At 72.7% G+C, this 18,317-nt stretch carries 19 protein-coding genes; 12 read left to right on the plus strand and 7 right to left on the minus strand.

The features are described 5' to 3' along the window. Positions 1-142 precede the first annotated feature (142 nt). The 7 genes from P9K36_RS11345 to cysC all read left to right on the plus strand — a co-directional run bounded on the left by P9K36_RS11345 (position 143) and on the right by cysC (position 5,257). Positions 143-310: a hypothetical protein gene (locus P9K36_RS11345; RefSeq protein ID WP_164706390.1), complete on the plus strand. Its 168-nt coding sequence runs from the start codon at positions 143-145 to the stop codon at positions 308-310. An 82-nt stretch (positions 311-392) separates the two neighbouring features. Continuing rightward, positions 393-572 carry a hypothetical protein gene (locus tag P9K36_RS11350; protein WP_043355901.1) on the plus strand — a complete coding sequence of 60 codons (180 nt, stop codon included), beginning with the start codon at positions 393-395 and terminating at the stop codon, positions 570-572. A 125-nt stretch (positions 573-697) separates the two neighbouring features. Next, positions 698-859 carry a hypothetical protein gene (locus P9K36_RS11355; protein WP_158498448.1) on the plus strand — a complete coding sequence of 54 codons (162 nt, stop codon included), beginning with the start codon at positions 698-700 and terminating at the stop codon, positions 857-859. Between the two features lie 157 nt (positions 860-1,016). Continuing rightward, complete coding sequence (locus tag P9K36_RS11360; protein ID WP_043355903.1) at positions 1,017-2,222, plus strand: homoserine O-acetyltransferase; 1,206 nt, start codon at positions 1,017-1,019, stop codon at positions 2,220-2,222. A 98-nt stretch (positions 2,223-2,320) separates the two neighbouring features. Continuing rightward, the gene (metW, locus tag P9K36_RS11365; protein WP_043355923.1) at positions 2,321-3,019 is read left to right on the plus strand and encodes a methionine biosynthesis protein MetW; all 699 of its coding nucleotides are present in this window, start codon (positions 2,321-2,323) and stop codon (positions 3,017-3,019) included. 386 nt (positions 3,020-3,405) lie between these two features. Further along, complete coding sequence (locus P9K36_RS11370; protein WP_043383043.1) at positions 3,406-4,527, plus strand: hypothetical protein; 1,122 nt, start codon at positions 3,406-3,408, stop codon at positions 4,525-4,527. 82 nt (positions 4,528-4,609) lie between these two features. Then, on the plus strand, positions 4,610-5,257 hold the full coding sequence (gene cysC, locus P9K36_RS11375) for an adenylyl-sulfate kinase (protein WP_043383157.1): 648 nt from the start codon (positions 4,610-4,612) through the stop codon (positions 5,255-5,257). A gap of 138 nt (positions 5,258-5,395) precedes the next feature. On the opposite strand, the gene P9K36_RS11380 is transcribed toward cysC, so the two are convergent. The 3 genes from P9K36_RS11380 to P9K36_RS11390 are packed head-to-tail and all read right to left on the minus strand — an operon-like array spanning position 5,396 to position 7,749. Then, positions 5,396-6,739, minus strand: a complete 1,344-nt coding sequence (locus tag P9K36_RS11380) for a sensor histidine kinase (RefSeq protein WP_043757087.1) — start codon at positions 6,737-6,739, stop codon at positions 5,396-5,398. After that, positions 6,736-7,404, minus strand: a complete 669-nt coding sequence (locus P9K36_RS11385; protein WP_043355909.1) for a response regulator transcription factor — start codon at positions 7,402-7,404, stop codon at positions 6,736-6,738. The genes P9K36_RS11380 and P9K36_RS11385 overlap by 4 nt, the downstream gene beginning before the upstream one ends. Positions 7,405-7,416: 12 nt before the next feature. Continuing rightward, positions 7,417-7,749, minus strand: coding sequence for a PepSY domain-containing protein (locus P9K36_RS11390; RefSeq protein WP_043757091.1), 333 nt, complete (start codon positions 7,747-7,749; stop codon positions 7,417-7,419). A gap of 114 nt (positions 7,750-7,863) precedes the next feature. On the opposite strand from P9K36_RS11390, the gene P9K36_RS11395 reads away from it, so the two are divergent. Both P9K36_RS11395 and P9K36_RS11400 read left to right on the plus strand, forming a co-directional pair. Continuing rightward, entirely contained in the window at positions 7,864-8,454 is a 591-nt protein-coding gene (locus tag P9K36_RS11395) for a thermonuclease family protein (RefSeq protein WP_043757094.1), read from the plus strand. 155 nt (positions 8,455-8,609) lie between these two features. Beyond that, positions 8,610-8,858 (plus strand): hypothetical protein, encoded by a 249-nt coding sequence (locus P9K36_RS11400; protein WP_043757099.1) that lies wholly within the window; start codon positions 8,610-8,612, stop codon positions 8,856-8,858. Between the two features lie 211 nt (positions 8,859-9,069). Here the strand turns inward: P9K36_RS11400 and P9K36_RS11405 are convergent, their stop codons facing one another. Both P9K36_RS11405 and P9K36_RS11410 read right to left on the minus strand, forming a co-directional pair. After that, complete coding sequence (locus P9K36_RS11405; protein WP_043757105.1) at positions 9,070-10,056, minus strand: catalase family peroxidase; 987 nt, start codon at positions 10,054-10,056, stop codon at positions 9,070-9,072. Between the two features lie 284 nt (positions 10,057-10,340). Beyond that, positions 10,341-12,686: a lytic transglycosylase domain-containing protein gene (locus tag P9K36_RS11410; RefSeq protein ID WP_043383026.1), complete on the minus strand. Its 2,346-nt coding sequence runs from the start codon at positions 12,684-12,686 to the stop codon at positions 10,341-10,343. Between the two features lie 200 nt (positions 12,687-12,886). On the opposite strand from P9K36_RS11410, the gene dapA reads away from it, so the two are divergent. The 3 genes from dapA to P9K36_RS11425 all read left to right on the plus strand — a co-directional run bounded on the left by dapA (position 12,887) and on the right by P9K36_RS11425 (position 14,989). Next, positions 12,887-13,786, plus strand: a complete 900-nt coding sequence (dapA, locus tag P9K36_RS11415; RefSeq protein WP_043383024.1) for a 4-hydroxy-tetrahydrodipicolinate synthase — start codon at positions 12,887-12,889, stop codon at positions 13,784-13,786. A gap of 11 nt (positions 13,787-13,797) precedes the next feature. Next, the gene (smpB, locus tag P9K36_RS11420; protein WP_043355930.1) at positions 13,798-14,271 is read left to right on the plus strand and encodes an SsrA-binding protein SmpB; all 474 of its coding nucleotides are present in this window, start codon (positions 13,798-13,800) and stop codon (positions 14,269-14,271) included. Positions 14,272-14,419: 148 nt separating this feature from the next. Then, entirely contained in the window at positions 14,420-14,989 is a 570-nt protein-coding gene (locus P9K36_RS11425; protein ID WP_043757109.1) for a peroxiredoxin, read from the plus strand. A gap of 4 nt (positions 14,990-14,993) precedes the next feature. Here the strand turns inward: P9K36_RS11425 and P9K36_RS11430 are convergent, their stop codons facing one another. Next, a complete protein-coding gene (locus P9K36_RS11430) occupies positions 14,994-15,632 on the minus strand; it encodes an NYN domain-containing protein (RefSeq protein WP_278307101.1) in 639 nt (212 codons plus the stop codon). Between the two features lie 354 nt (positions 15,633-15,986). Further along, the gene (locus tag P9K36_RS11435; RefSeq protein WP_043355937.1) at positions 15,987-18,242 is read right to left on the minus strand and encodes a bifunctional (p)ppGpp synthetase/guanosine-3',5'-bis(diphosphate) 3'-pyrophosphohydrolase; all 2,256 of its coding nucleotides are present in this window, start codon (positions 18,240-18,242) and stop codon (positions 15,987-15,989) included. Between the last annotated feature and the right edge of the window lie 75 nt (positions 18,243-18,317).

Below are 18,317 nucleotides of genomic sequence, written 5' to 3' on the forward strand. Positions count from 1 at the left end.
GGCTCGATCCATCCGGGCGCGCCGCGGCAAATCGGCGACGCGCAAATGCCGCGGGGCACTCGCCACGTTTCGGCCTGTTGAACCCGGAGAACGGGGGCGCGTCGGGCGTGCCGCGCCCTGCATGCGCCTGGATGGATCGACGATGCCCGGTGACCTGATCCCCTGCAGCCTGTTCCTGATCGGGATCCTCGTTTCGCTCGCCGCGGATTGTCGCCTGCGCCGTGTCGAGCCGGCGCCCTGGGCCAACGGCTGCATCACGGCCGCCGGGGCCGCCCTGGTCTTCGCGGCCTGCGCGGCTGCGATGCGCTGAGGAACCGCCAGCCCCAGGACGCACTTTCCCACCGGCAATCAGGCGCCGCGCCAGGACGTGCGGCCGGCTGGGCGAGGGATTCATGGTTTCGATGCAGGCCCTGATCGGCTGCGGTCTCGTTCTCACCGGGATATTGATCGAAAGTGCTGCGAGCCGTCACTGGCGGGCGGGCGTCGGCGCGGATCGGCTGGATGCCCGCGCCGCCCTCGCCCTCGGCCTTCCGGCCCTGGGACTGGCCGTGATGGCCGCGCCGCTCGCGTGAGCGGCATCCCCTGCGGCGGCACGGCCCCGTTCCCGGGATCCTGCGTGTCCGGGCGCACCGTCGCGGCCGCCTGCCCGCCGTAGACCTGCGCCATCGCGACGACAGCGCGCGATGGAGGTGTCGAGATGAGCGTCGTTCTCAACTTCGTCCTGGACGGTGCGGCCGGCTTGGTCGAACCCGCATGGCTGCGCGCGCAACGCGCCGTGACCGGCGCCTCAGCGACCGAGATCCGGACGCACGCGTCCGATTGGACATCCGGCGTCCCCGACGGGCAAGACCCCGCCTGAGTAACCCGGCGGCGGCCGCCGGCCTGCGCGCGTTGACGCTCGGGCCCCCGCGCATTACCTCCGCAGGGCTGGCCGCGTCGGGCGAGTGCGGCGCGTCTGGCGGCACGATGCTCTCCCGGTTCGGATCCGAACGGATACACGGTCGTCGCGACCCGCCATGGACACCCAACCGGACACGGCCCTGAGGCCGGACCCGATCGACGAGCCGGCACGGCGCGCGTCCGAGCGCTCGCAGGCGCTCGACCCGAAGAGCCCGGTGGCGCGGTTTTCAGCGGACACGCCGCTGCTCACCGATGCGGGCATCGAACTCGCCCCGTTCCAGATCGCCTACCAGACCGCCGGCACGCTCAACGCCGCGCGCTCGAACGCGGTCCTCATCTGCCACGCGCTCACCGGCGACCAGTATTTCGCCCACACCCACCCGGTGACCGGCAAGCCCGGCTGGTGGGAGACCCTGGTCGGCCCCGGCAAGCCGATCGACACGGACCGCTACTTCGTCGTCTGCTCGAACGTCATCGGCTCCTGCATGGGCTCCACCGGGCCGGCCTCGATCGACCCGGCGACGGGGCGGCCCTACGGGCTGAACTTCCCGCTGGTCACGATCCGCGACATGGTCCGCGCCCAACTGATGCTGCTGGAGCACCTGGGCATCCACGACCTCTTCCTGTGCATCGGCGGCTCGATGGGGGGGATGCAGGTGCTGCAATGGGCGGCCCTCTATCCCGAGCGCGTCTTCGCCGCGATGCCGATCGCCACGGGCCCCCGCCATTCGGCGCAGAACATCGCCTTCCACGAGGTCGGCCGGCAGGCGATCATGGCCGATCCGGCCTGGGCGGACGGGCGCTACCTCGAGGCGGGCACGCGGCCCGCCAAGGGCTTGGGCGTCGCCCGGATGGGCGCGCACATCACCTATCTCTCCGAGCCGGCGTTGCATCGCAAGTTCGGCCGCCGGTTCCAGGGCGGATCGGCGCCGACCTTCTCGTTCAACGCCGACTTCCAGATCGAGAGCTATCTGCGCCACCAGGGCCTGAGCTTCGTCGAGCGGTTCGATGCCAACGCCTACCTCTACCTGACCCGGGCGATGGACTATTTCGACCTCGCCGAGGACCATGGCGGCGTGCTCGCCAACGCCTTCCGGGGGACGAAGACGCGCTTCTGCGTGATCTCCTTCACGTCGGACTGGCTGTTCCCGACCCGCGATTCCCGGGCGATCGTCCATGCGCTGAACGCCGCCGCGGCGCCGGTCGCCTTCGTGGAGGTCGAGAGCGACAAGGGCCACGACGCCTTCCTGCTCGACGAGCCGGCGATGTTCTCGGCCGCCCGCGGCTTCATCGACGCCGCCGCCCGGGCGCGCGGCCTGTGAGCGGCGGGTCCGGCAAGATGATGTTCGGCAAGCTGCCCCTGGGCAAGCACGCTCTGGGCAAGCACGCCCTGGGCAAGCATTCCATGGGCAAGCATTCCATGGGCAAGCATTCCCTCGGACAGGCCCCGCACGGCGCACCCTGGGAGAGCGCGGACGCCCTCCCCCATGCCGGCGAGGGCAACGGCGCCCGGGTCGACCATATCGTCGTGCTCGGCCTCGTGCCGGCGGGCGCCCGGGTCCTCGACATCGGCTGCGGCGACGGCTCGCTGCTGGCGCTGCTGCGCGACCGCCGGGGCATCGACGGGCGCGGGATCGAATTGTCCCGCGAGGGCGTGAATGCGTGCCTCGCCCGGGGCCTGTCGGTGATCCAGGGCGACGCCGACACCGACCTCGCCAACTACCCGGACGGCGCCTTCGACGTGGTGGTCCTGTCCCAGACCATCCAGGCGACCCGCAACCCCCGGGTGGTGCTGGAGCACCTGCTGCGCATCGGCCGGCAGGTGATCATCTCGTTCCCGAATTTCGGGCACTGGCGCGTGCGGTCCGAACTCGCCTTCCGCGGGCGCATGCCGGTCACCGAGATCATGCCGGACGCGTGGTGGGAGACCCCCAACATCCACCATTGCACGATCCGCGACTTCGTCGGCCTGTGCCGCCTGATCGGCGCGCGGATCGAGCACGCGACGGCGCTCGACGCCCGCGGCAGGCCGATGCGGTTCTCCATGCCCTGGTGGGTCTGGAACCTGTTCGGCGCGCAGGGCGTGTTCCTGCTCCGCCGCGAGGACGCCGGAAGCTAGCGCGCGAACGCGGCGCCGCCTCGGCGCCGCGCCCTGCAGGGGCCCTGGATCGCCGTCCGCCGCGCTCCGAGGCGCCGGGATCGGGCCTCGCGTCCCCAGCCCCCTGTCCCGCACGGAGGCTGCGCCGCGCCTCCCTCCGCGCCTCCCTCGGAGGGGCCGGCATGCGCGCCCTGCCCGACGCGCTTTGCCCGACGCGCGTTGCCCGATCCGAAATAGAGCAGAAACGGAGCTTGGCTATTTCTGGTCGCGTTCCCGTGATCGGACCGTGATTACGGATTCGTTTGGCGTTTTCCCGAGACGTGCGCGTCCACGAGGGGTCGTGGACTGTGTCCGGCTGTGCGGAAGACTTGCCGCAATCACGAAATCCAGCAGGGTCGACAGGACACGTGCGCCGCGCGATCGTTCACATCGGGATGCCGCGAACCGGCTCCACCGCGTTTCAGGAGGTGCTGGCCCGCCTGCGCCCCCGCCTCGCCTCGGTCGGGATCTGTTACCCGAACCTCGCCCCGCCGGGCGCCCCCGGCAGCGACGACGTCAATCACTACCGGCTCGGCCAAGCGCTGGACCGCCGCCGCGGCGCCGCGGAGCGCCGCGAGGCCCTCGCGCGGCTCGACGCGATCCTCGCCACCACGCCGGCCGACACGGTCGTGCTCTCGTACGAGGATTTTTCCGTCCAGCGCCCGCTCTGGCGCGTGCCCGAGATCCTGTCCGACCTCTTCGCGCGCCGCGGCTTCGCCCTGGAGGCGGCGCTCGTGGTCAAGCCGCAGGGTGAGCAGCTGGCCTCGGCCTATGCCCTGCGGGCTCAGGTCGTCGCCGAGGGCCGCACGTTCCGCGGCTTCCTGCGCTCCGAGGGCGCGTCCGGGCGCTACGACTACGCGGCCCGGCTCGAGCCCTGGCTGCGTGCCGCCGCAGGGCGCGTCACCGCCCTGCCGTACCGCGACCGCCGGTCCGACGCCCCGCTGCTGGCGCGGCTGGTCGACGGGCTCGGCCTGGGCGCGCGCCTCGCGCCGCTCCTCGGTCCCGCCGACCTGGAATACCGCACGAACCGGAGTTCCGGACCCGTCGCGGTCGAGGCGTCGCGCCGCCTGTACCGGCTCGGGGTCCACCGTCAGGTGACCGGGCATCCCCGCCTGCTCGGCCATGTCCTCGACGAGTGGGCCTGGGCGCGGGGGCTCGATGCCGAGCGGTTCCGCGGCGATGCGCCGGACGGTCTGGCCCGCGTCGCGGCGCGCTACGCGGCCGCAAACGCGCGCTTCGCCGCCGCCTGCTGGGGGCAGTCCTGGGACGCGGTCATCGATCCCGCCCCCGCGGCACCGCCGAACGAACTCGCCGCCGGGCCGATCGCGCCGGAGACGGAGGCGGCGGTCGATGCGCTGGTGCGGGCGGCGACGGCGCAGGCCGCCTTCCGGTCCCCGCCCGCATGGTGGTGGCGGACGGCCCACATCCTGGAGGAATGCCAGGCGCGGCTCGGCGAGGCCGTCGGCTGCCCGGTCTGGCGCGTGCCCTGACGGCCCGCGCCGGCCCCCCGATCCCGTGTCGATGTCCAAAGACCGGCAGCCGCCTCCGCGCACGCTGCCCCAGGCGGTGGATATGTGCGTCTTGCAGAAGATCCCGACCGGCCTCCCTCCGGGCCCCGTGACCTGGCACCCCCTCCAGGCCCGGGAGGCGCGCTGGGCGCGCCTCGGCCAGGTCCCGGTGATCGCGTGGCTCACCGGCCTGTCGGGGGCCGGGAAGTCGACCCTCGCGGTCGAGGCCGACCGGATCCTCGTGGCGGGCGGCCGGCACAGCGCCGTCCTCGACGGCGACAACCTCCGCCACGGGCTGAACGCCGACCTCGCCTTCTCGCCGGAGGACCGCGCCGAGAACGTCCGGCGCACCGCCGAGGTGGCGCGGCTGATGGCCGAATCGGGCGCGGTGGTGATCGTCTCGCTGATCTCGCCCTACCGGGCCGACCGGGCGCTGGCCCGCCGGATCGCCGGCGACATCCCGTTCCTGGAGGTGTTCGTCGATACGCCGCTGGGCCTGTGCGAGGCCCGGGATCCGAAGGGCCTGTACCGGCTGGCCCGCGCCGGCCGCATCCCGGGCTTCACCGGCATCTCGGCGCCCTACGAGGCGCCGGAGCAGCCGGACCTGACGATCACCACGGAGGGCCGCAGCACGGACGCCTGCGCCCGCGCCTTGAGCGCGCGGCTGATGCGGCTGAGCCGGGCCGCCGAGGCGGCGAAGCCGCGGGGGTGAGCGGCGCGACCGGGATCATCCGACGCCGCTCGCGGCCTGTCGAGCGGCGGACGGGCCGACGATCCGAAACCGGGCGCGGGTCCCCTCTCCCGTGCGGGAGAGGGGGCAGGTCGCGCCCGCCAGCGGCTCCGGGTGTCCCTACGCGCCCGGCCAGCTCAGCTCCGCCCGCAGGCCCCCCATCTCCGAGCGCCCGAACTCGAGCTGGGCGCCCGCGGCCTCGGCGACGTCGCGGGCGATGGCGATGCCGAAGCCGGTGCCCGGCCGGCTCTCGTCCCAGCGCTGGCCGCGGCCGATGCCGGCGATCGCCGCCGGGCTCATGCCGGGGCCGTCATCCGCGACGGCGAGGCTCGGGCGGCCGGCGATCGTCCCGGTGACGCGGACCCGGCGGTGCGCCCATTTGCGGGCATTGTCGAGGAGGTTGCCCAGCACCTCCATCAGCTCGCCCTCCTCGCCCGGATAGGCGAGGGTCTCGGGCACCGCCACGTTCCATTCCAGGGAGTCGGCCTCCGGCAACCGGCGCAGGGTCGCGACCAGGCGCTCCGCCACCGGGGCGACCCGGCAGCTTCTCCGGCGCAGGTCGCCCGCGGCGGCGATCCGCGCCCGGGTCAGCGCCCGCTCCACCTGCCCGCCCATGGCCCGCGCCTGCTCGGCGATCTCGGCCGCCAGCGCCGGGTCGGCCGGCCCCGTCCGGCGCGCCAGGGCGTCCAGCACCGCCAGCGGGGTCTTGAGGCCGTGGGCCATGTCGGCGGCGGCGTCGCGGGCGCGGACCAGGGCCCGCTCCTGCGCGTCGAGCAGCCGGTTGAGGTCGGTGACCAGCGGCCGGACCTCGTCGGGGAACTGCTCCGGCAGCCGCGCCCGCCGCCCGGAATGGACCGCCAGGAGCTCCGCCTGCAGCACCCGGAACGGGCCGAGCGCCCGGCGCACGAACAGGCCCATCGCCAGCGTCAGGACGACGAACAGGGCGACGAGGGCCGGGACGAGCAGGCGCAGGAAGGTGGTCCGGCTCGCCGCGAGGCTGCGCCGGTCCTCCGCCACCGCGACCCGCAGCGCGGTCTCGGAGCCCTGCGCGCCGATCTGGACCGGCCGCACCACCGCGATGAGCCTTCCGCCATCGGGCCCGGTCGTGTCGAGGGTGGCGGGGGTCTGCGCACCCGCTCCGGCCCGGCCGAGGTCGAGGCTCTTGTCCCAGAGGGAGCGCGAGCGCAGCAGGTGCGATCCCGCCTCCACCTGCCAGTACAGGCCGCCATAGGGCGTGGCGAAGCGCGGGTCCGGCAGGTCCCGGGACAGCGTCGGCGCCCCGTCCGGCGCGAGGCCGACCCGCCCGGCGATGAGCTTGGCGGTCCGGTCCAGCTCCGCGACGGTGCGGGCGTCGAGCACCCGGTCGAGGATCACCGTGAGGCCGATCCCGGCGAGCACCAGCGCCAGGGCGATCAGGGCGGCCGCCGCGAGGCCGAGCCGGAGGCGGAGGGAGTCGCGCCTCACGATCCACCCGGTCCGGGGACCAGATAGCCGTGGCCCCGCCGGGTCTCGATCACCCCCGGCCCGAGCTTGCGGCGCAGGCGCGTCAGGAGCGCCTCCAGGGCGTTCGCCTCGCGCTCGGTCCCGACCCCGTGGAGGTGGTCGAGCAGCTCCCCCGCCGGCACGACCTGTCCCTGGCGGTGCAGCAGAAAGGCGAGGAGCCGGTATTCCAGGGCGGTCAGCTCCGTGGGCCGTCCGTCGACGCTGACCGCGCGGGTGCGGGTGTCGAGCTCCACCGCGCCGACGCGCAGCACCGGCGAGGCGTGGCCGGCGGTGCGCCGCAGGATCGCCCGGAGCCGCGCCACCAGCTCCTCCATCCGGAACGGCTTGACGAGGTAGTCGTCGGCGCCGGCGTCGATGCCCTCGACGCGCTCGCGCCAGCCGTCCCGGGCGGTGAGGATCAGGACCGGCAGGGCGACGTCGGCGGCGCGCAGGCGGCGCAGCACGCCGAGCCCGTCGAGCCGCGGCAGGCCGAGATCCAGCACCATCGCGTCGTAGGGCTCGGTCTCGGCGCGGAACCACGCCGCCTCGCCGTCCGCCACCACGTCGGCGACGTAGCCGGCCATCTCCAGCCCCTGCCGGATGTCGGCGGCGATGCGCGGCTCGTCCTCGACGATCAGGACGCGCACGGCCCGGCCTCCTCAATCATCGTCGTCCTCGTCCAGGATCTTCAGCGTGCCGGCATCGACCTTCACGGTCCGGCGCTTCCCGTCGGCCCCGAGGATGCGCAGCTTGTACAGCCAGTGCCCCTCGTCGTGCTTGAGATCGACCGACACGACATCCCCCGGAACCGCCGCCCGGGCCGCCTCCAGCACCGCGTCGAGGGGGCGGATCTCGCCCCGCTCCAGGGCCCGGCGGGCGCGGTCGGCATCCTCGGAGGCGTGCAGGGGCCCGCCCGCGAGGGTGGCCAGCAGGCCGAGGGCCAGGACGCGGCCGACGAGGCGGTGGAGGCGGCGGGGCGGGAACGGGCTCATGCGGGCAGCAGGCTTAAGCCGTGCCGCCTGACGGGACGCTGACAGGCGGTGTCAGGGTCGTGGGGCGGCGCTTCGGCACAAGGGCGGCCATAGCCCTTCCGGAGACCTGAGACCATGTCGCTCTTCGTCGGTATCCTCCTCGCCTGCGCGGCCGGCCTCGCCGGCACCCTCCTCTGCCCGGACGACAAGGCCGGCCGCTCGCGCCTGCCGCTCCTCGCCGCGCTGCTGGCGGGCGGCCTGTCCTGGCACGCCCCCGCCCGGGCCGGCGAGATCCTGAGCGGCCCCGCCCAGGTGATCGACGGCGGGACGCTGCGCGTCGGCACCCGCGCGGTCAGCCTGTTCGGGATCGCCGCGCCGGAGGCCGACGCGACCTGCGCGGACGCCCAGGACCGGCCCTACCCGTGCGGCCGGGACGCCGCCCGGGCGCTGGCCGAGCGGATCGGCGGGGCGGCCGTCGCCTGCGAGCCGCGGGGCCATGGGACCGGGGACGCGGCGACGGCGCTCTGCCGGGTCGGCGACGCGGATCTCGGGGCCTGGATGGTGGCGCAGGGCCTCGCCCTGCCCGATCGGGACGTGGCGCCGGATTACGCGGCGGCGGCGGACCGCGCCTGGGGGCGGCGCCTCGGCCTGTGGTCGGGGGTGTTCCAGGATCCCGCCGAGCGGCGGGGCCGGCGCGCCGCCGCGTCTCTCGGCGCCGCCGGGTGACGACCGGCCGACGACCGGCCCTCCCCCGGGAACGCGCCCAGCTGCGCCCGGTTGGACCCTTAGGCCCGTCCGGGGCGCACCTGGAATGGCGCAACTGGCATGGCGCACCTGAAATAGCGCACGTGAAATGGCGCACTTGGACTTGCGGAGGCCCCATGAGGATCCTGAACGCAACAATCCTGCTCGCCGTCCTGCTCACCGGCGCGGCGGCCGCCGCCGAGGGGCAAGGCGGCAAGGCCGACGGACGCACGGATGCCGGCGCGTCCACGACCAGCATGGGCGCCGGCGGCCTCAGCGGCACGGGGGCCATCCGGGACGGCGCCCGCACGGGCTCGGTCGAGAGCAAGGGGCGGACCGGGGACGCGAAGGCGCCGCCCGCCCCGGCGGCCGGGACGAGCCGCTGATCCGGGGCGGATCGAGGGGGGCGTCCGCCCACCCCCGGCCTCATCCTGAGGTGACCGCGTCAGCGGGCCTCGACGGCGGGCTCCAGGGATCGCGCGACGGGCCAGAGGCCGCCTTCGGGGTCGTTTTCGGGGCCATCTTCGGGGCCTCCGCCGCGCTCCGGCACCGCAGCATGAGGCCGCGGGTCCGGGATCCCCATCCGGCCGGGCCGCCCTATTGCGAGCGGCGGCTGAACGAGACCGCGTAGGCCTGGACGCGGGCATCGATCAGCGGATCGTCCGAGACCTCGATCCCGTCGGTCAGGTTGTTGGGCATGAACAGCAGCGCCTTCTCGGCCTCGGCGCTGTCGGGCACCACCGTGCTCACCGTCACGGTGCCGAGATCGACCGTCTTGCGGTCGTCCGGCCAGGGCTTGGTGGCGTCGTTGGTCGGGTCGCCCGGCTCGGCGAGCTGGGCCAGCATCCTGAATTTCGCCGGCGTCTTGGCGACCCGCGGGCCGATCTCGGCCATCAGGAAGTTCGGATCGCGCTTGGCCGCCTCTTCGGGCGGGAGGATCTCCTCGCCCTCCACGGGCACGAAGCGGAACCGGAACGGCTGCCGCTTGCCGGCGGAATCCACGAAGATGAAGGCGTTGACGCCGTTATAGGTCTGCCGGGCGAGGCTCGACGGGGTCTTGGCGGTTCCCCCCGCCGTGGCGGCGGCCGGGTGGGCGGCGGCGAAGCGCTCCAGCGCGGTCGGATGGGCCGCCTTCGGGCCGCTCTCGGCGACGGCCTTCAGGAGGTCGCGGAAGTCCTCGCCCGTGGCGACGGGGAAGTACTTCAGCGCATTGGTGACGACGTCCATCTCCGAGCCGTCGCTCAGCTTGAACTTGAGCGCGAGGCCGTGCGGGTTGGCGTTGGCCGCCCCGTCCGGGATGGTCGGGACGCCGGTGGCGTCCGAGAACCGGATCGTGACCGGCACCGGCGGGCCCTTGAACAGGGACGCCTTGCTGATCCTGGCCGCCTCGGGCGACGGGGTGAAGCTGCCCTCGGCGACCACGCCCTTGGCGTGGTTGGCCCGCGCCCCGGGATGCTTGCCGAACAGCGTGTTCATCACGTCGATCGTCTGCTCGGCGGTGGAGGCCTCCTGGGCCAGGGCCGGAGCGCCGGCCGCGAGCACGGTGCTCAGCAGCAGGGCGAAACCCAATCTCGGATGCAGCATGGGGATCCTCTCGGCGGTGCGGGCTCTCGGGAGCCGGTCAAGGCGGACCGGCCCATCTTCTAGGGAGCCAAGCACGGGAGGCACAACCAAAAGCTATGCCGCGGCGGAGCGGAATGCGGGAAAATCGGGTGTCGGTATCGGAGGGCCGCGGCGCGAACGGGAGAGTCTCGTGCGTCGAGCGGGTGTCGACCCTCCGCGCGCCGTGATGGTCAGCCGCGTGCCGGAAGGGGCGCCCGCGCCCCCTCTCCCGCACGAGAGAGGGGGCCGCGCCTCATTCCGGGACCCTACCGCGCCCCACGGTGGAGGTCGCCGTCGATCAGCAGGGCGCTGCGGCTGTCGAGCCGCGAGCGGTAGACCTGCAGGTTCTCCATCACCCGCTGCACGTAGTTGCGCGTCTCGGTGAAGGGGATGCGCTCCACCCAGTCGATCACGTCGACGTCGCCCCGGCGCGGGTCGCCGTAGGCGTCGATCCACTTCTTCACGTTGCCGCCACCGGCATTGTAGGAGGCGAAGGCGAGCACGTAGGAGCCGCGCCAATCCTCCATCAGCTCGCCGAGATGGGCTTGGCCGAGCTTCGCGCAATAGGCGGGATCGCTGGTCAGGCGGTCGACGTCGAACGCAGCCGAGACCCGGCGGGCGGTGCGTTGCGCCGTGGCCGGCATCATCTGCATCAGGCCCCGCGCCCCCACGCCCGATTGCGCCCGCGGGTCGAACTGGCTCTCCTGCCGGGCGATGGCGTAGACCATGGCCCGCTCCACCTGCGGCACCGCCGTGAAGGTCTCGTAGGTGGGGATGCCGATCGTCGGGTAGGCGTGGGCGTCCAGAGGCAGGCCGCGCTGCACCGCGAGCTTGCCGATCGCCACCAGGGCGCGGGGATCCTTCATGTCGGTGGCGAGGTCGCCGAGCGCCTGGAGCTCGCGCGGGTCGGAGAGGTCCCGGGCGGCGTCGATGTAGAGCGGCAGGGCCAGCTCCTTGATCCCGGCCTCGCCGAGGAGGCGCAGGGCGCGGATGGAGAGCCGGCCCTCGAAGGCCTGCCGTTCGGCCCCCTCGAGGTCCGCGGGCGCCCGCAGGGGCAGGCTCGTCTGGCCGAGCCGCGCCCGGGCCACCTGGCCGTAATAGGCGATCGGCTGGAGGGCCGCCCGCTCGTAGAAGCGCTTCGCCTCGTCCTTTTGCCCGAGCGCCTCGGCCGCCCGACCCTGCCAGTAGGCGGCCCGCGCCAGCGAGATCGGGCTCTCCGCGACCGTGGCCATCCGGGCGAAGTGCTGCGCGGCGCTCGCCGGATCGCCGGCGAAGCGCAGGGCGATCCAGCCGGCGTGGAACTCGGCCTCGATCCGCTTCTCCGGGCTGCGCGCCGCCGGGGCGCTGGCGACCGCGTAGGCGGTCTTGGCATCACCGAGATCGAGGAGCTTGCGCGCCACGATCCGGCGCTCGATCCACCACTCGTCGCCGTCGACCAGCACGTCCGGATTGGTCGGCGCCGTGGCGAGCACGGCGGCGGCGGCCTCGGGCTTGTCGGCCCGGCGGAAATACTGCGCCCGGGAGAAGATGTAGGAGGCGTCCCCGCGCAGCGACGGCGGCACCGCGGCGAGCGCGGCCGCGGCGCCGGAGGACTTGTCCTCCACGGCCCGGCGGGCGCGCACGAGGCTGGCATAGCCACCGCCCGCGTAGCCGGCCGCCCGGCCGGCACTCTCCCAATCGTCCTTCAGGAGCGCCCGCTCCATCCGGTAGCGATGGTCGATCCGGGTGAGCACGTCCGGGAAGGCGTCGAGCACCTTGGCCTCCAGGCTGCGCCCGAAGCTCTCGGTGCGCCAGAGGTCGCGGACCATCTCGGCGGCGTCGGCCTCGCAGCCCTCGGCGCGCAGCGCCAGCGCCAGGGCGAACTTGCCCGGCGCGCTGGCCGGCTTCGCCGTGGCGAAATAGGCCCGGACGATCGCGGGGGATTTCCGCTCGGAGAGCAGCGCCTCCTCGGCCCGGCGGCGCAGCAGCGGGCCGGCCGGCCAGTCCGGATTGGCCCGGACGAAGGCGACCGTGCGGTTGAAGCCGATCCCGGCGCCCGCGCGGATCGCCACCCATTCGAGCAGCGCCTTCGCGGCCGGATCGGTGAAGGTGTCGCGCATCCGGTCGCCGTCCGCGACCCGGCCCTTGCGGTAGAGGTCGATGGCGCCGCGCAGCAGCGTCGGGTCGGTGTCGCCGGAGATCTTCGGCCGCGCGGGATCGGGCACCTCGGGCACCGGGGCCGCCGGGGTGACGGCGGCGTCGGGCAGCGGGAAGGCCACCGGGGCATCCGGGTCGGCGGAGGCGTAGGCCGAGGCCGCGGCCGGCAGCGGCCGTGCGGGTTCCTCGCCCTTGTCGTCGCCGCCGGAGGCGTGGACCGGGTCGAGCTTCAGGGCATCGGCGGCGACCGGGTCGGCGGCCTTCACGGCCTGCATGCCCTGGACCTGGCCGGTGGGGAGGAGCGCGTCGCTCGCCGGCGGTGTGGGTTGCGAGGCCGGGGACTGCGAGGCCGGGAGCGTCGCGGACGGCTCGGGGCCGACCGGGCCGGCGAGCGCGACGCCGACGGTGGCGATGAGCGCCGCGGCGGCGAGGGACGTGCGCTTCGAGGCCGGATGCGAGGCCGCGGATCGGGTCACGATTCCCCCCTTCTGATCACCGGAACGGGAAAGGTCGAGGATGGGGCCGCGACCATTAAGATCGCGTTAACCGTCGCGACGATCTGTTTGCGCGCCGTGGCGCGACCGCCTATGTCTGCCCGTCCGCGCCCGTACGATGCGGACCGCGTGCGGCGCCGAGACCGCCGAAATCCCAACTGGGACCCTTTGGGACGCCTGAGATGACCGAGATGACCGGGAGCCGCCTGCGGGGCTCGCTCACCGCGCTTGTGACGCCCTTCCGCGACGGGGCCTTCGACGAAGCCGCCTTCCGGAAATTCGTGCGCTGGCAGATCGAGCAGGGCAGCCACGGCCTCGTGCCGACCGGCACCACCGGCGAGAGCCCGACCCTCACCCATTCCGAGCACGACCGGGTGGTCGAGGCCTGCATCGACGAGGCGGGCGGGCGCGTGCCGGTCGTGGCGGGGGCGGGCTCCAACTCCACCGCCGAGGCGGTCGAGCGGGCGCAGCACGCCGAGCGCGCGGGGGCCGACGCCGTCCTCGTGGTGACGCCGTACTACAACAAGCCGACGCAGGCGGGCCTCTACGCCCACTTCAAGGCCGTCAACGATGCGGTCGGCATTCCGATTATCATCTACAATATCCCGCCGCGCTCCGTCATCGACATGAGTGTCGAGACGATGGCCCGGCTCTTCGAATTGAAGAACATCGCCGGCGTGAAGGACGCGACCGCCAAGATCGACCGCGTCAGCCAGCAGCGACAGGCCATGGGTGCGAGCTTCATCCAGCTTTCAGGCGAAGATGCGACGGCGCTCGGCTACAACGCCCAGGGCGGCCACGGCTGCATCTCGGTGGTGGCGAACGTCGCCCCGCGTCTCTGCGCCGACCTCCAGGAGGCGACGCTGTCGGGGGACTACGCCAGGGCGCTGACCCTCCAGGACAAGCTGTTCCCGCTCCAGACCGGCCTGTTCGCCGAGGCCAACCCGGCGCCGGTGAAGTACGCGCTCGCCCGGCTCGGCCACATGCAGGAGGAGCTGCGCCTGCCGCTCGTGCCGGTGACGGAGCCCACGAAGCGCATCGTGGACGACGCCTTGCGGCATGCCGGGCTCCTGGTCGACTGAGAGGCACCCGCATGGCCCCGAAACCGGAGCCCAGCCGGCGGATCGTCGCCGACAACCGCGCCGCGCGCTACCACTACACCATCGAGGACACCCTCGAGGCCGGCATCGCGCTGACCGGCACCGAGGTGAAGTCCCTGCGCGGCGGCAAGGCGACGATCGGCGAGGCCTATGCCGGTCCCTCCGGCAACGACCTGATGCTGTTCAACGCCTACATCCCGGAATACCTGGAGGCGAACCGCTTCAACCACGACACCAAGCGCCCCCGCCGGCTGCTGCTGCACCGCCGCCAGATCAACAAACTGATCGGCGCGACCCAGCGGCAGGGCTACACGGTGGTGCCGCTCAAGATCTACTTCAACGACCAGGGGCGGGCGAAGGTCGAGCTGGGCCTCGGCAAGGGCAAGCAGGCCCACGACAAGCGCGAGGCGGTGAAGGAGCGCGACTGGCAGCGCGACCGGGCCCGGCTGCTGCGCGACCGGGGCTAGGTTCCGGGCCTAGGTCCCGGGACCGGTGGGGCTGAGCCGGATGCGCCGGGGGCGCGGACAGGATCGCCTTGGCGGCGATCCCGCGCCGTCGCATGATCCCGCCTCCGCCTGTGCGGCGGCCCGGACTCGCGCATACGAGGTGCGGCCCATGCCATCCAGCCACGACGTCCTGCCCGACGACCTGCCCGTTCCCGTCGACGACGGCGCGGCCGCCCATCTCTGCGGGATGCGCCTGCCCGACGTGGCGCTCACCGCAACGGATGGACGCACCGTCTCGCTGGCGCGGCTCTCCGGGCGCACGGTCGCCTACGCGTATCCGCGCACCGGCGAGCCGGGGAAGCCCGGCCTCACCCCCGACTGGGACGCGATCCCGGGTGCCCGGGGCTGCACGCCGCAGGCCTGCGATTTCCGCGACCACCACGCCGAGCTGAAGGCCCGGGGCGTGGCCCAGGTCTTCGGCCTCTCGACCCAGACGAGCGCCTACCAGCGGGAGGCGGCCGAGCGCCTGCACCTGCCCTTTCCGCTCCTCGCCGACCCGCACCGGGCCTTCGCCATGGCGGCGCGCCTGCCGGTCTTCGAGGCCGGCGGCGCGGTGCTGCTGCGCCGCCTGACCCTGGTGATCGACGACGGCGTGGTGAGCGCGCTGTTCTACCCGGTCTTCCCGCCGGACCAGAGCGCCCGGCAGGTTCTCGCCTGGCTCGACCGGCCGGGCGCCTGAGGGCCTACTCCTCGGCTTCCGGCTGGCGGATGCCGTAGCGGTTCTCCAGGCCCGGGTTCGTCCGGCCCTCCCCGCGGTAACGGCTCGGCGCCTCGCCGGGCGCCCGGACCGGACGCTCGCCCGGATCGCGCCCGATCCGGCCCGCGAGGCTCGCGAGGTCGACGAACTCGTCGGCCTGCCGCCGCAGCTCGTCGGAGATCATCGCCGGCTGGGTCTGGATCGTGGAGATCACCGTCACCTTGACGCCCCGCCGCTGCATCGCCTCGACCAGCGAGCGGAAATCGCCGTCGCCCGAGAACAGGATCATGTGATCGATATGCGTGCTGAGTTCGAGGGCGTCGATCGCCAGCTCGATGTCCATGTTGCCCTTGTACTTCCGCCGGCCCATCGAATCCGTGAACTCCTTCACGGGCTTGGTCACGACGCGGTAGCCGTTGTAGTCGAGCCAGTCGATCAGGGGGCGGATCGATGAATATTCCTGATCCTCGATCAGGGCGGTATAGTAAAATGCGCGCAGAAGGTTCTCGCGCGATTGAAATTCCTTGAGCAGCTTCTTGTAATCGATGTCGAAACCGAGGGCCTTGGTGGTGGCATAGAGATTGGCGCCGTCGATGAAGATGGCGCTGCGTTGGGTTGTGGGCATGAACAGGTCAGATCCCGGAAAATCGTGGGTGACAGGAAATCGTCTGATTAAACGGCCAGGGTCCGCCGACGGCGACTGGCCGGGGCGGTGCTCCGCGATCGGGGGCGCCAAGCTTTGCAATCCAGCGCGTAACGACGCGGTCCGTGTGCGTGCGGCCGCCGCTCTGGCGACCGGACCATTCGTTTCAAACGCGTCCGTGTCAAGCAGAGCACGGAGATGTGCGGCTCTGGAAACCTGGATCAATGGCTCGGGAGATTGATCGAATGGGCATCTGCGCTGAAGAAAGAGGTTTACGGAAGTCGATCCCGTAAACCTCAGATGCGTCGGGGCCCGGCCGTGCGCGGGCACCCGGCCTCAGCCGTTCACACGCTCCACGCTGTTGACCGGGCGCTTGCCGCGCAGCTCGGCGATGATCGCGTTGAGATGCTGGAGATCCCAGACCGACAGGTCGATCGTGATGTCGGTGAAATCCTGGGTGCGCCGCTTCATCGAGATGTTGTCGATGTTGCCGTCGTGGTCGGCGATCACCTGGGCGATCTGGGCGAACACGCCCGGCTCGTTGATCGACTTCAGCGCCAGCCGGGCGGGGAAGCGCTCGCCGCCCAGCGCCTCCGTGTCCCAGCGGACGTCCAGCCAGCGCTCCGGCTCGTTGTCGAAGGCGGCGAGCGCCGCCGACTGGATCGGGTAGACGGTGACCCCGACGCCGGGGGTCAGGATGCCGACGATGCGATCCCCCGGGACCGCGCCGCCATTCGGCGCGAAGGTCACGGGAAGGTCGCCCGCGAGGCCCCGGATCGGGATCGCGTCGCTGCGATCCTCGGCGCCCTCCTTGCCGTCGGCGCCCTGGAAGGTGAGCCGCATGGTCTGGTCGGCCGAGCGGACCAGCCGGCCGGCGCCGTTGGCGGCCCCCTGCGCGGGGGAAGGCCGGCGCTCGTCGCGGTGGTCGGGATAGACGGCGCGGACGACGTCGCCCGAGAACATCTCGCCCCGCCCCACGGCGGCGAACACGTCCTCGGTGGTGGCGCGGGCGAGCCGCGGCAGGGCGCCGCGCAGCTTGTCCTCCGAGAAGGTCTTGGCGGCGCGCTCGAAGGCCCGGTCCAGGATCTGGCGGCCGAGGCCCGCATATTGCCGGCGCACGGCGGCCCGGGTCGCCCGCCGGATCGCCGCCCGCGCCTTGCCGGTCACGACGAGCGATTCCCAGGCGGCCGGGGGCGAGGCGCCGTCGGAGCGGCTGATCTCGACCTCGTCGCCGTTGGCGAGTTCGTGCAGAAGCGGCGCCATCCGGCCGTTGATCTTGGCACCCACCGCCGTGTTGCCGACGTCGGTATGCACGGCGTAGGCGAAGTCGATCGGCGTGGCCCCCCGCGGCAGGGCGATCAGCCGGCCCTTCGGGGTGAAGCAGAACACTTGGTCCTGGAACAGCTCCAGCTTGGTGTGCTCTAGGAACTCCTCCGGGCTGTCGCCCTCGGCGAGGAGTTCGATGGTCCGGCGCAACCATTGGTAAGCGCCGCTCTCGCCGGCGAGCCGCGGATGCACGCTGCCCTCGGCGCGTCCCGGATCCTTGACCAGCTCGGCGCCGACTTCCTTGTAATGCGCGTGGGCCGCGATGCCGTACTCGGCGATGTCGTCCATGGCGCAGGTGCGGATCTGCAGCTCGACGCGCTGGCTCTTCGGCCCGATGACCGTGGTGTGGATCGAGCGGTAATCGTTCTGCTTCGGGGTCGAGATGTAGTCCTTGTAACGGCCCGGAACCATCGGCCAGCTGGTGTGGACGATGCCCAGCGCCGCGTAGCATTCCTGCACGGTGTTGACGACGACCCGGAAGCCGAAGATGTCGGAGAGCTGCTCGAAGGCGACGGACTTGCGCTCCATCTTCGACCAGATCGAGAAGGGCCGCTTCTGCCGGCCGCTCACCTCCGCGGTGATGCCTTGCGCGGCGAGCTTCTCGGTGAGCACCTGCGCGATGGTCTCGACCACGCTCTCGGACTTGGCGGTGAGCCGCGCCAGCCGCTGCGTGATGGTGGCGTAGACCTCCGGCTCCAGGTTGCGGAAGGCCAGATCCTCCAGCTCTTCGCGCAACTCCTGCATGCCCATGCGGCCGGAGAGCGGCGCGTAGATGTCCAGCGTCTCCTGCGCGATGCGGTGGCGCTTGTCCTCCCGCATGTGCTGGAGGGTGCGCATGTTGTGCAGGCGGTCGGCGAGCTTGACCAGCAGCACGCGCACATCCGCCGCCACCGCGAGCAGCAGCTTGCGGAAGTTCTCGCCCTGCGCCGCCTGCTTGGAGACGAGGTCGAGGCGCTTGAGCTTGGTCAGGCCGTCGACCAGGGCGCCGATCTCCGGCCCGAACAGCCGGCGGATCTCCTCCAGCGTCGCCTCGGTATCCTCCACGGTGTCGTGCAGGACCGCGGCCACGATGGTGGCGTCGTCGAGGTGGAGGTCCGTGAGGATCGCGGCGACTTCGAGGGGATGGGCGAAGAACGGGTCGCCCGAGGCGCGCTTCTGCGTGCCGTGCGCCTGCATGGCGTACACGTAGGCGCGGTTGAGCAGCGCCTCGTCGGCGGCCGGATTGTAGCGCTTGACCCGCTCCACGAGCTCGTACTGGCGCATCATCCGCCGGGACGGGGCCGGGGCTTCCTGGGTCGTGCGTGGGGTCGGGATCACGCGCGATTGTTCCGCAACCGCCGG

Origin of the sequence: Methylobacterium sp. 391_Methyba4 (assembly GCF_029691625.1) — a bacterium.
Classification (GTDB): Bacteria; Pseudomonadota; Alphaproteobacteria; order Rhizobiales; family Beijerinckiaceae; genus Methylobacterium; species Methylobacterium fujisawaense.